10 protein-coding genes and 1 pseudogene are annotated in these 12,452 nt (G+C 59.1%); 4 read left to right on the top strand and 7 right to left on the bottom strand.

Annotated features, from left to right (window positions below; genetic code table 11):
- The first annotated feature begins 289 nt into the window (after positions 1–289).
- The 4 genes from MUW49_RS04645 to fabA all read left to right on the top strand — a co-directional run bounded on the left by MUW49_RS04645 (position 290) and on the right by fabA (position 4,996).
- On the top strand, positions 290–595 hold the full coding sequence (locus MUW49_RS04645; protein ID WP_039041159.1) for a YebG family protein: 306 nt from the start codon (positions 290–292) through the stop codon (positions 593–595).
- A gap of 280 nt (positions 596–875) precedes the next feature.
- Complete coding sequence (locus tag MUW49_RS04640; RefSeq protein ID WP_045524874.1) at positions 876–2,171, top strand: site-specific integrase; 1,296 nt, start codon at positions 876–878, stop codon at positions 2,169–2,171.
- A gap of 206 nt (positions 2,172–2,377) precedes the next feature.
- On the top strand, positions 2,378–4,357 hold the full coding sequence (locus MUW49_RS04635; protein ID WP_102948504.1) for a Lon protease family protein: 1,980 nt from the start codon (positions 2,378–2,380) through the stop codon (positions 4,355–4,357).
- A gap of 78 nt (positions 4,358–4,435) precedes the next feature.
- Positions 4,436–4,996, top strand: a complete 561-nt coding sequence (gene fabA, locus MUW49_RS04630; protein WP_010674758.1) for a 3-hydroxyacyl-[acyl-carrier-protein] dehydratase FabA — start codon at positions 4,436–4,438, stop codon at positions 4,994–4,996.
- Positions 4,997–5,076: 80 nt separating this feature from the next.
- Here the strand turns inward: fabA and rmf are convergent, their stop codons facing one another.
- The 7 genes and pseudogenes from rmf to MUW49_RS04595 all read right to left on the bottom strand — a co-directional run.
- Positions 5,077–5,253: a ribosome modulation factor gene (gene rmf, locus MUW49_RS04625; protein ID WP_010674759.1), complete on the bottom strand. Its 177-nt coding sequence runs from the start codon at positions 5,251–5,253 to the stop codon at positions 5,077–5,079.
- A gap of 160 nt (positions 5,254–5,413) precedes the next feature.
- On the bottom strand, positions 5,414–7,063 hold the full coding sequence (locus tag MUW49_RS04620) for a DUF3466 family protein (RefSeq protein WP_210538754.1): 1,650 nt from the start codon (positions 7,061–7,063) through the stop codon (positions 5,414–5,416).
- A gap of 8 nt (positions 7,064–7,071) precedes the next feature.
- Positions 7,072–8,982 carry an ABC transporter ATP-binding protein gene (locus MUW49_RS04615; protein ID WP_029314544.1) on the bottom strand — a complete coding sequence of 637 codons (1,911 nt, stop codon included), beginning with the start codon at positions 8,980–8,982 and terminating at the stop codon, positions 7,072–7,074.
- Positions 8,983–9,054: 72 nt separating this feature from the next.
- Positions 9,055–9,282 carry a glutaredoxin family protein gene (locus MUW49_RS04610; RefSeq protein WP_102948506.1) on the bottom strand — a complete coding sequence of 76 codons (228 nt, stop codon included), beginning with the start codon at positions 9,280–9,282 and terminating at the stop codon, positions 9,055–9,057.
- Positions 9,282–11,453, bottom strand: coding sequence for a bifunctional 23S rRNA (guanine(2069)-N(7))-methyltransferase RlmK/23S rRNA (guanine(2445)-N(2))-methyltransferase RlmL (rlmKL, locus tag MUW49_RS04605; protein ID WP_052814621.1), 2,172 nt, complete (start codon positions 11,451–11,453; stop codon positions 9,282–9,284). Before rlmKL ends, MUW49_RS04610 begins: the two co-directional genes overlap by 1 nt.
- 308 nt (positions 11,454–11,761) lie before the next feature.
- The gene (locus tag MUW49_RS04600) at positions 11,762–12,298 is read right to left on the bottom strand and encodes a cell division protein ZapC (RefSeq protein ID WP_041211431.1); all 537 of its coding nucleotides are present in this window, start codon (positions 12,296–12,298) and stop codon (positions 11,762–11,764) included.
- 35 nt (positions 12,299–12,333) lie between these two features.
- Positions 12,334–12,452, bottom strand: a pseudogene (locus MUW49_RS04595) (ISAs1 family transposase); the annotation flags it as partial.

Below are 12,452 nucleotides of genomic sequence, written 5' to 3'. Positions count from 1 at the left end.
CATGTTGCGCGAGGCGACGCTGGCGCATGGTGAGCTGTGGAAAGAGAGACAGTAGATGTTGAAAGGCTTGGGTATCCATGATGGAGGCCCTCAGGGTGATGACCTACTTCAAGGTTAGCCTTTCAACATGTAATTGGGACAGCGCCTTTGAAAAGACGTGTTTTCCGGTGTGAACTGGCCGCCGCCAGCCAAGCAGGGGCTGGCGATGCATGCCGACATGCTGAGGGTATTTGCAATACTGTATATACGTACATATACTTGCAATCACTATCATCAGGAGGGCGCCGCGATGGCCGTTGAGATCAAGTATGTTGTGGTACGTGGGGGAGTGGAGAAGATGACCTTTGCCAGCAAGAAAGAGGCGGATGCCTATGACAAACTGCTGGACACCGCCGATGAGCTGATGACACTGCTGGCGGGTGCGCCGGTCGCGCTTGCACCGGAGCAGCAGGAGAGTCTGGCCTTTTATCTGGCCGAGCAGCGGGATCAGTTGCAGCAGGTATTGCGCGGTGGAAAAGGGCAGGGGAATCCCCCCAAAGAAGACAAGCTGGATACTGAACTGCCAAAGGGGAAGCCCCTGAAGAGCGTGGCTTGAGACGAAAGGGCGGGGAAGGGGATGTGAGGCAGAACCCGCTATCTCATTCATGAAAAGTGCAACTTAAGTCATTTTCACGACTATTTTCCCCGAGGATTTTCCAACCACACTGCATATTCATTGAATATGCCGATTGCTCGTCATCATGGGGTATCACAGCAAGATGCCTCAGGTCGTTGCCCCCAAGGCGCACTGCAAGCCCTGATGCCGATAACCCCATTTATCGGCATCAGGGGGTTGCGGCCCCGTTCAAAACATTCAACCGACATCACACACCATCATGACTCATCCAGCACTTCCACCCGCCATGCCACTGTTCGATAGCGTGGACCACCTTGAGGCGGGCAATCCCCAGGTCAACCAGTACCTCGCCACCCTGAGTCTTGGCAAGGTCCCCGACGCGGGGATCGTGTATGAGCTGGCCGTCGACTGGCTGCTGGAGCAGCGCCACAGCGAAAACAACTACAAGACCTATCGCAGTGAGCTGACCACTTTTTTGCACTGGTGTTTTTGCGAGGTGGCCATCAGCCCCAGGGATCTCACCAGGCGCATCATGATGCGCTATCTCGACTATTGCCAGGCGCCACCGTCCGGACTGATTGCCTACCGCAACGTCGCCCAGTTCGTGCTCGACAAGGAGTGGGGGGAACGGTTGCCAAACCCCCTGTGGCGTCCGTTTCTTGGCAAGCGGGAACTGGGCCGGGAGCTGCCGTATCGACTGAGTGAGCAGGCGATGAAGACAAAACTCGCCATTTTGTCCGCCTTCTTCCAGTTTCTCATCCAGGAGGAGTACATGGATCGCAATCCGGCTCTCCTGCTGCAGCGGGTTAAACGTGCGGGCCCCCAGGAGGCTGGTGAAGATGCGCAATCCTTCACCGAGCTGCAATGGTCCTATGTGATGCAAGCCGCCGAACAGCTCGCTGCCGAATGCCCGGCACAACATGAGCGCAGCCGCTTTCTCATCTGTCTGATGTATGCCTGTTATCTGCGAATTTCCGAGGTGGCGGCCAGGCCGGGTTTCAGCCCCGTCATGGGCCAGTTTCGACGTGACGCCAAAACGGGCGTCTGGGGTTATGACATTCCCCGCAGCAAAGGCGGTAAACGTCGCACCGTGGCCGTTTCACAGGCTCTGCTCGAAGCCCTGGCTCGCTATCGTACCTTTCTTGGACTTTCGCCACTGCCGGCCCCCGGGGAGCAGACCCCGCTGTTCGTACGCCACAAGGCGGCGGCCCATGGCCGCGAACAAGGCGAACTCAATGCCAATCTGGGTATCCGCCAGCTACGAGACCTGGTAATGGCGGTATTTGAACAGGCCGCAAGCCTCGCCGAACAAGATGGTTTTGATCAGGATGCCGCTGAAATGCGAACCCTGACGCCGCACTCCATTCGCCATACCGGTATCACCCATGACATCAATCTGCACGGCCGGCCTTTATCCCACGTACAAGCCGATGCGGGACATGACAGCATCGACACCACCTCCAAGTACCTGCACACCGGCAACCGGGAACGTCACGAGAGTGCCAGCCGCAAGCCGCTGGACCACTTGCTCGACCAGAACCGTACATATGACTGATAACCAATGGTGAACAATAAAACTGCACTCATAACCAAGACACGGGACCTAAAGGCAATCCTTGATTGACCATGCCCTGGGACTCATAAATTCGACACCGCGCATAATGTATATTATGTTAAATGATATATCTTGGTGTTCTGTCACCCTCAACCGAACTGTGTATAATGGTGGCAATTGATCCTATCCCCGACCGGATGTCTTAAGTGGCTGAATTAACATCAGAACAATTAAAACCCGCTTTCTCGATTGAGCAGTTCCCCACACTTGGCGAACTCGACCCCATGCCGTTTGCCGCCCTGCAACCCAGAGCGATTTCGGGTATCAAACGGCTGGCCAGTTTTGATGGTGACTGCCCGGTCATGATCCTCAACGGTTTCCCCGGTGCAGATTACGAGAATGTCTGCCAGACCCTGATCGCCTCTTCGAATGGCAAGGATGGCGACCTGTTCGATCTCTGTTATACCGAGAATCTCAACAACCCTTTCAAGCCCATCTGGCTGCGCCTGCAACCGGGCTCGGGTTTCGAGTTCTGCGAAATGGTCGGTGAGCTGCTCAAGCTGATGAGCCACCATCTCGACGCCGAGCGGCTGGTCACCCGGATCATCCGCAAACAGAACAACGACCCCAAGATCGTGGATTTCCTCTCCGATCTGGCCGCCCATGTCGCCCAGGGCCTCGAGTTCCAGCACCCGGTGCTAATCAACCTGCTGATCCATCATGAGGATCAGCAAGCCCCTGTCGTCTACGGCCGTGACCTGAACTGGGATACCTTGTTCGGCTCCATCAACTATCAGACGGAACAAGGCTCCGTTTACGCCAACCAGCACCTTTTGGAACCTGGTCTGCTGCGGGAAGCCAACGGTGGTTACCTGATACTTCAGCTCGATGAGCTGCTGGATCAGCCTCATCTCTGGTTCAAGCTCAAAAACGCCATGCAAAAAGGCGAGCTGGACTGGAATGCCTATCAGGAAGGCAAGACGCTGACGCCGTTCTTCACCCCGGAAGCGACCCCCATCCGGTTCAAGTTGATCCTGGTCGGTGACAGGCTGGACGTGGCGGAATTCCAGATGCTGGACAGGGACATGGCGGAGCGCATCTTCCTGCGTGCCGATCTGGTCTCCGAAGTGAACATCGAGGAAGATCTCCCCGCCTTCCTGCAATATCTCGCCTGGCTGCGAGCGCGCTGGGCGCTGCTGGATTTCACGCCAAGTGCCCTCCTCGCCCTCTGTCGCCATGCCAGCCGCCTGTGTGACCACCAGGAGTGGCTATCCCTCTCCGAGGTACAGCTCGGCGCCATCATGCGCATGGCCGACAGCCTGGCCCGCGAGCTGGAAGCGACCTGCGTCACTGACGAACATATCCTGCTCGCCCTGGAAGAGCAGGATTACCGCCTCAACTATCTGGTGGAGCAATCGGATCAGGGTGTCATCGACGGCCAGATCCTGCTGCAGACCGACGGTGAAGAGGTTGGCCAGATCAACGGCCTTTCCGTCATCCAGGTGGCCGGCCATCCCTATGACTTCGGGGAGCCGGTACGCCTCACCGCGACCGTCCACCTCGGGGATGGCGATGTGGCTGACATCGAGCGCAAGGCGGAGCTCGCCGGTCACATTCACGCCAAGGCCATGATGATCATCCACGGCTACCTCTCCAACAAGTTCGGTGCAGAGAACCCCTCGCCGCTCTCGGCCAACCTGGTGTTCGAGCAGTCATACCACGAGATCGATGGTGACAGCGCCTCCCTGACCGGCCTGTGTGCCCTCCTCTCCGCCCTCGCCCGCCAGCCCATCTATCAGCACTTCGCCGTGACCGGTGCGGTCGACCAGTTCGGCAATGTGCAGGCCGTTGGCGGCGTGAACGAGAAGATTGAGGGCTTCTTCCGGGTGTGCAAGATCCACGGTCTCACCGGCAAGCAAGGCATTCTGCTGCCCGGCACCAACGCCCAGCAGCTCAACCTCTCTGATGAAGTGATCGCGGCAGTAGAGGCCGGCCAGTTCCACATCCACCCGGTGGATCACGTGGAAGAGGCTATCGAGCTGCTCACCGGCTGCGTTGCTGGCGAACCGGACATGCCGGATACCCTGTTTGGTCGCATCCAGGAGAGACTTGACGAACTCAATGGCACGGCAACCAAGAGTGGCGGCCTGCTGCGCAGCCTGCTGGATCGGCTGCTTGGCCGTTAAATGAAGTGATCGGAGTTGTTTAGCGAACAGCTGTAAGCTAAATTGGCCCGGCTTTGACCCATATGAAGGATAAACAGCGTGACCCTAGATAACGACACCACTGATCCCCGCCTCTCCCTGTGCGAACAAGGCAAAGAGTCCTTTACCCGTGAAGAGCTGCTTGCCTGCAGCCGTGGCGAATTATTTGGTGAAGGTAACAGCCAGCTGCCCGCCCCCAACATGCTGATGATGGATCGCATCGTCAAGATCAACGACCATGGCGGCGAGCACGGCAAGGGTGAAATCCTGGCTGAACTCGATATTACGCCGGATCTCTGGTTCTTCGACTGCCACTTCCCCGGCGATCCCGTCATGCCCGGCTGCCTGGGCCTGGATGCCATGTGGCAACTGGTCGGCTTCTTCCTGGGCTGGAAAGGGGGTCCTGGCAAAGGACGTGCGCTGGGTGTCGGTGAAGTCAAGTTCACCGGCCAGATCCTGCCGACGGCCAAGAAGGTCACCTACAAGATCACCTTCAAGCGCGTCATCAACCGCAAACTGGTCATGGGCATTGCCGATGGCGTCGTGGAAGTGGATGGTCGCCCCATCTACAGCGCCACCGATCTGAAAGTGGGCCTGTTCAAAGACACCACCGCATTCTGATCCTGCTCCTGGGTGAGCAGAGACAACGTAAAGGGGCCACGATGGCCCCTTTCCTTTTGTAATGAGTGATGAAGTATCGGTTACTTCATGAAGAGGCCTGAGCCTCGCCCTTCCATGGCATCGCGCCAACCACCAAGCCAATGGCCCCTTGCATCCAGGCACTGGTACGGACACGCTTCTTTCTGTTTGCCGACTACGCCAGCCTGATAACCACGAGCGCGAGCTCTCTCCAGACGGTCCCGTTTCTGTCTCTTCATCATCTACGACCCTCTTCGTGGAACAAAAAAAGCGACCAGTTTTTCACCGGTCGCCTTCATTTTTACCCCAGGGGGGAGGCAGGGTCAAACAAAAAATTCCATGCTATTCAGGGGTTGTGACACAAGATACTGAACTGCATTAATTTTTGATGACACTTATTTATCGCTGATAGCGACGCAGCCAGGCAAAGGGCAGCGCCAGCAGAGTCAACCAGAACAGGCTGCCGCCACCGCCCTCGCCACCATCCTGACCGGTCTGGTTGTTGACCGGCGCATTGCTGACCACATAGCTGGCCGGGGCATTGCCCTGATAATCCGCCACGGCCGGCGTCAGTTTGACGGCGACCACGGTGGCGTTGGCGCGTTTGTTGAGGTCGCTCTCGCTGTCATAGCGATACGCCGTCGCGGCAATGGTGCCGTCGCTGCTGATGCCGCTGGCGTAAGCGATGTGATAGTACTTGCCGTTCTGGGCACACTGCTTGTTGCCGGCGTCATCCTTGCCACAGATGAGATCGTTCAGATACCAGCTGTTGGCCGGGGCGGCCGCGTTCAGCAGGAAGGCTTCCTGCATGCGGTTGGTGCCATTGACCACCGGTTGGGTCTGATGGCGGGAGTCGCGCCAGCCAACCACCATGTTGTGCTCGTTGATGGCGGCCGCTTCCGAGCCTGCCCCCGAGACCGGCTTGTCTTGAAGAGGAAGGCTGGCCGCCGTACCCGGCTTGCTCAGGTTGAACAGGAACATCTCCACCGGGCGGTTCTGACCCTTGTTGATGCGATAGCGCTGGTTGCCGATCACGTAGCCGTTGTCGTTGACGGCCACGGCCCAGCTGTGTTGCAGCTTGGCATCGTCCTTGCCAGGCTCGCCATCCGGCAGCGGGATGATCTTGGTGGTGCCCACGGTGCCGGCAGCCGTATCCAGGGTCCAGTAGCTGGCGAGGTTGCGGCCATCCAGATCACCGGTGCCCACCTCGCCGGTAGAGCTGTAGCCCACGCCGTAGAGGGTGCCGTTGTACTTGGCCACGCCCAGTGCAGAAGCGGTTTGCAGCACCTCGTCACGCTGATGGCCATAGGTGCCGGCCTGCATCAGCTTGTTGAACCCGCCCGAGCTGTTGAGCAGCCAGAAACTCGCCTGGGTATCGACCCCGGGGCAGTAGCGGAAGTGACCGTACTGGCTGTCATTGCCCGTCTCGAAACACCACTTGTAGAAATCACCGCCCACCTTGTGGCGATACTTGTCGCTGGCCGCGGTACCGGTCACCAGATACTGACCGTTGTCCAGCTTCTTGATGGAGGTGGGTACGCTCAGGCCGTGGGTGCTGGCCGCATCCTTGAGCTCGACCGGGTTGCCGTCATTGACCACGGCAAAGGCGGTGCGCAGCTTGCCATTCATCTTGTAACCGACCCGATCCTCCGGAACATCCCCGAGGGCCGTCACCAGGCCATCGACCTCGGAGCTGGTCACGTAGCCCAGGTTGCTGCGTTGATCCACCTTGTCCAGGAAGTCGCGACGCCACTGGTAGGCAAAGCCCGAGTTGTCGCTCCAGAAGGAGTTGCAGACCGAGTTGGAGAGCATGCAACCCTGCTCGAAACGGAAACGATCCACCAGGAAGTCGGCAAACCGCACGGTGGAGAAGTATTCCGCCATGTTGTTCTTGGTGTTGAGCCCGATGAGGCCGTTGGCATCGCCGCTGATCCCGCTGGCATAGCCTTTGACTTCGTCATCGACGATGGTGAAAAAGGAGCTTTGTGCCGCCTGCGCGTTGAGGCTGGCGCCGACCAGGATGGCCAGCATGGATAATTGCTTTTTCATCTACTTCCTTAGTCTTGATGTTTCAACGCTTCCAACTCCTCCCAACGGGAGAAGGCGTGTTCCAATGCGGCCTCTGCCGCATTCAATGCATCCAGTTTGGGCTGGGTCTGCTCTGCTGGCAGGGAGAAGAAACCGGGGTGGTTAATCTCGGCCTGCAGGGCATCGAGTTCCATTTCCAACTGTTCCAGCCGGGCTGGCAGATTATCCAGCTCCAGTTGCAACTTGTAAGAGAGTTTTCGTGTTTTTTTCGCAGGCTCCGCTGCCGACGCGACAGGCTCTGCCACCTTGACCGGGGCCGGCTTGGCCGTCTGTTGGGCGGCCTGCAGGGCTCGTGTGGCCATCATGTCGGCGTAGCCCCCGACATAATCGCTGATCCGACCATCCCCTTCAAACAGCCAGCAGCCGGTCACGGTATTGTCGATGAAACGGCGATCGTGGCTGACCAGCAGCAGGGTCCCCGGGTAATCGGTGAGCAGCTCTTCCAGCAATTCCAGCGTTTCGACATCCAGGTCGTTGGTTGGTTCATCCAGAATCAACAAGTTACTGGGCTTGAGGAAGAGTTTGGCCAACAGTAGACGGTTTTTCTCGCCCCCTGACAAGGCCTTGACCGGGGTGCGCGCCCGCTTGGGCTCGAACAGGAAGTCCTGCAGGTAGCCGAGGATGTGGCGGGAGCGGCCGCGAACCATCACCTCCTGCTTGCCCTCCCCCACGTTGTCCACCACCGTCTTCTCGGGGTCGAGCTGCTCACGATATTGATCGAAGTAGGCCACTTCCAGGTTGGTCCCCTGGCGCACCGAGCCACGGCTCGCCTCGAGCTGACCCATCAGCAGCTTGATCAGGGTCGACTTGCCGCAGCCGTTGGGGCCCACCAGAGCAATCTTGTCCCCGCGCAGCACCTGCAGATCCAGTCCCTGGAACAGGGTGCGATCACCAAAGTCCAGCCCCAGCCCCTCGGTCTCGAACACCAGCTTGCCGGAGCGGCCCGCCTCGTCCAGTTGCAGCTTGGCCTTGCCCTGCAGTTCCCGGCGCTGGGTGCGCTCCATGCGCATCGCCTTGAGGGCCCGCACCCGTCCCTCGTTGCGGGTACGACGCGCCTTGATCCCCTGGCGCACCCATACCTCTTCCTGGGCCAGCTTGCGGTCAAACTCGGCGTTTTTCAGCTCCTCGACCCGCAGCCACTCCTCCTTGCCTTGCAGATATTCGTCATAGTTACCGGGCCAGGAGGTGATCACGCCGCGATCGAGATCGATGATCCGGGTCGCCAGCTTGTGGATGAACTCCCGGTCGTGGGAGATGAAGACGATGGCGCCGCGAAAATCCTTGAGGAACTCTTCCAGCCAGTTGATGGCATCGATGTCCAGGTGGTTGGTCGGCTCGTCCAGCAGCAACAGATCCGGGTCACACGCCAGGGCGCGGGCCAGAGCCACCTTGCGCAGCCAGCCGCCAGACAGACTGTCGAGCGTCACATCAGGGTCGAGATCAAGCAGGGTCAGCACCTGATTGATGCGGGTCTCGTACTGCCAGCCGTTCTGATAGTCGAGCTGCTCCTGCAACTGGCTCATGGTGCGAATGTTGGCATCGGAAGGGTCGTGCGCCAGGGCGTGGGAGACATGGTGGTACTGCTTGAGCAGCTCCCCTACCCCGGCCAGCCCTTCTGCGGCGTAATCGAACACGGTGATCTCGCTCGAGGCGGGCGGATCCTGCTCGAGGCGGGTCACTTTCAAATCTTGTTGCAACACCAGACGGCCGTCGTCCAGCGGCAGTTCGCTGGCAATCACCTTCATCAGGGTAGACTTGCCCGCCCCGTTGCGACCCACCAGACAGAGGCGCTCGCCCCGCTCTATGGTGAGCTCGGCATGGTCGAGCAGCGGAAAATCACTGAACGACAGGGACGCGCCGTGCAATGTCAAAAGAGCCATGTTTGTTCCTTGTTGCTTATGAAAAAACGGGCGGCAGCGTGAGTCTGCCCCCGTTTTGTCGTCAAATCCTGCTCACCCCTGTACCAGCCAGCCTTGCAGCTCCCCCAGGGTAAAAGGCCAGCCCAGCTCCCGGCCGGCACTGTCTTGCAGCACCGGGATGCGCACCCGGTAAGCCTCGAGCCAGGCCTCCTCCTCCAGGATGTCGCAACGGCGGGTCTGCGCGGCCATCCCGGCCTGTTCCACCAGCGTCCACGCCTGTTCGCACAGGTGGCAGCCGTCGGTGTGAAACAGGGTCAGCATCAGCCTTGTGCCTCGGCGTGGGTGATGATCCAGCAGTTGTGGATATGCTGGTTGCGCTCGAAGTCCTTGGGCCGGGTCTTGTTCGTGATGTTCTGCGCCTTGAGACCGATGGCGTCAAGGCCGGCCAAGTCCATCTTGAAGTGGCGCTTGTTGTTGGAGAAGACCAGGGTGCCGTCCGCCGCGAGCAGGCGCTTGAGGTGCTGCATCAACAGCAGGTGATCCCGCTGCACGTCGAAGCTCTCGTCCATCCGCTTGGAGTTGGAGAAGGTGGGCGGATCGATGAAGATGAGGTCGTACTGTTCGTCCGCCTCGGAGAGCCACTTCAGGCAGTCCGCCTGCACGAACTTGTGCTCGCGGCCCACCAGCGAGTTGAGGCGCATGTTGTCCTGGGCCCAGTTGAGGTAGGTGCGCGACATGTCCACCGTGGTGGTTTCGCGGGCGCCGCCGAGCCCCGCGTGCACGGTGGCACTGCCGGTGTAGGCGAAGAGGTTCAGGAAGCGCTTGCCCCGAGCCATCTGGCCCAGCATGCGGCGGGTCTGGCGATGGTCGAGGAAGAGGCCGGTGTCCAGATAGTCGTAGAGGTTGACCCAGAGGCGTGCACCGTACTCCTGAACCTCCATCCGGTGCTGCTCTTCGGAGAGCTTCTGGTACTGCTGTTTGCCTTCCTGGCGCTCGCGCACCTTCAGGATCACCTTCTCGCCGTCCATGCCGGTCACCTTGATGGCGGCCTGCACCATGTCCAGCAGACGCTGGCGGGTCTTCTGGGCGGGAATGTCCTTGGGCGCCGCGTACTCCTGTACCACCAGATAATCCTGATAGCGGTCGATGGCAGCGTTGTACTCCGGCAAGTCCGCGTCATAGAGGCGGTAGCAATCGAGGTTCTCCTTGCTCGCCCATTTCTCGAGGGTCTTCAGATTCTTGCGCAGACGGTTGGCAAAGTCCTGGGCCACCTCTTTCTGGGAAGCGACGGCATCGAGGGCGATCTGATAGTTGCGCAGCTGGCACTCGAGGGCGCCGTTGAACAGGCGATACTGCTTGTCGGCACGCAAGCGCAGGCAGCTCAGGAGTTCGGGAGAGGCGGAGAGAATGGTGACCTTCCACCCCTGGAAGCCGCGGCGCAGGGCATCGCCAAGGGCCTGATGCACTTCCAGCAACGCCGGGAATTCACCGAGACGCTCGCCATAGGGCGGGTTGGAGATGAGCATGCCGACCTGACGGCTCTCTCCTTCCACAGCCGGCATCGGCAGCGGATTTTCCAGCTTGGTGACATCGGCCTGCTTGAAGGTAATGAGATGGGCCACGCCGGCGGCCTTGGCGTTGTCACGGGCCTTCATCAGGACTCGGGTATCCGCATCGCAACCGAACAGTTTCACCTCGCAGCGCTGCATGCCGCGCTTGGCACGCACCTGGGCTTCCATCATCAGACTCTGCCACAGTTCACCATCGTGTTGCAGCCAGCGATCGAAACCGAAGCGCTCACGGCGCAGCGCAGGCGCCATGTCGGCAGCGATGAAGGCCGCTTCAATCAGCAGGGTACCGGAGCCGCACATGGGGTCCATCATGGGCTCGCCAGCCCAGCCGCTGCGGGCAATCATGGCCGCAGCCAGGTTCTCTTTGAGGGGCGCCTCGCCGGTGCCCTGGCGATAGAAGCGCTGGTGCAGCGCCGGTCCTGACAAGTCCAGCGTGATATTGGCCTTGCCTTTGCCAAGGTGCGCCATGATGCGAATGTCCGGAGACTTCTTGTCCACATCCGGGCGCACGTGGCCGCGCTTGGTGAAGCGATCGACGATGGCGTCCTTGATCTTCAGGGCGCCGTACTGGGTATTGCGAATGGAGGCGTTGGTACCGGTAAAGTCCACCGCGATGGTGGCGGTACCGGAGAAGTGCTCCTCCCAGGGAATGGTATGAGCCCCGAGGTAGAGGTCCAGATCGTCGTTCATCTGGAACTCGGAGAGCACCAGCACGATACGGGAGGCAAAGCGGCTCCACAGACAGGCCTTGTAGCCGATGGCCAGTTCGCCCTTGAAGTGGACGCCGGCCACGGTCTCACGGACCTGCTCCGCACCCAGATTGGTCAGCTCGACGGCCAGCAGGTTTTCCAGCCCCTTGGGGCAGGTTGCAAAAAATTCTTTCATCACGCTCACGGGGATGCCATAAAAATAGTGCCGCATTATACCTTATCGGCCCGCGCTCGGCACTCGAACCTTGGACAAAGGCGCCATATAAACGGCAAGAGGCGCGGCAGACTCTCCCCTCCCCCCTTGCGGGCGACAGGATCCCGCTCTTGGCTGGCAGCTGTCTACCATCACATTCGTAAAGAATTCGAAAATCTTGCCCGGACCAGGCAGAAAATGGTCGTGACGACCAGACGAAGGAAAAAGACAAATAATGGAACAAGAGAGAGACTGTGCGCTTAAATATCAGACCAATATAGCAGGCCTATAACAGACTTATTCGTCGCCATATAACGGCCCCATCGTCAGCCCACTTCCCGATATTGTGTCTGTGCCCGGACTCTGGCTTGCATCCGGTTATTCATCACCTTGATCACGGCAAAGCGCGGCAGCGTCTTGCTGTTGGTCAGCACCAGTTCGTCGGTCAGGTTCAGGCAAACGCTCGCCTGATCGCCGGCTTCGATGACCATGAATTCCCCCCGACCGTGGGGAGTATCCATCCACACCAGGGATCCCATCTCTGGAATAACATGAGCCTGCTGTTCATGAAAGAACCAGCTTTGCGGCATCAGGGGTTTATAAAAACGGCTGACGGCGATGGCATTGAGGACCAGCTGGACCTGGTGGGGCGTACTCCAGTCGAGTTCAGCGGCCTTGTCCATCAACTGGTAATAGAGGGCGGCATCATCCACACAAAAAGGCTGGGTGGTGAAAGAACAGGGAACAAGTTGTCGACCTTTATATTCGGTGGCAAATATCATGCGATCGGACAAATCCAGCATCAGGCGATCATCCTGAGCGTCATAATGCCACTGCCAATTGTCATTGGGTTGAATACACATGGTGGTGCCCTCAGGGCGAGAGCGTGAACATATTGTTAAATTGATGCCAGTTCAGCTAACCCAGCATCCAGTACCTTTTCCAGATATGGGCTGCTCATGCCCGCAAATTGCTGCTTCTTCCGCAAGCTTGCCTTACGGCTGGTTTCGGCTCGCA

Source organism: Aeromonas sp. LsrichE-8G (assembly GCF_022869435.1).
GTDB classification, from domain to species: domain Bacteria; phylum Pseudomonadota; class Gammaproteobacteria; order Enterobacterales; family Aeromonadaceae; genus Aeromonas; species Aeromonas caviae.
Note: the sequence above shows the minus strand (reverse complement) of the source record. Positions and strands in the feature narration are given on the sequence as shown.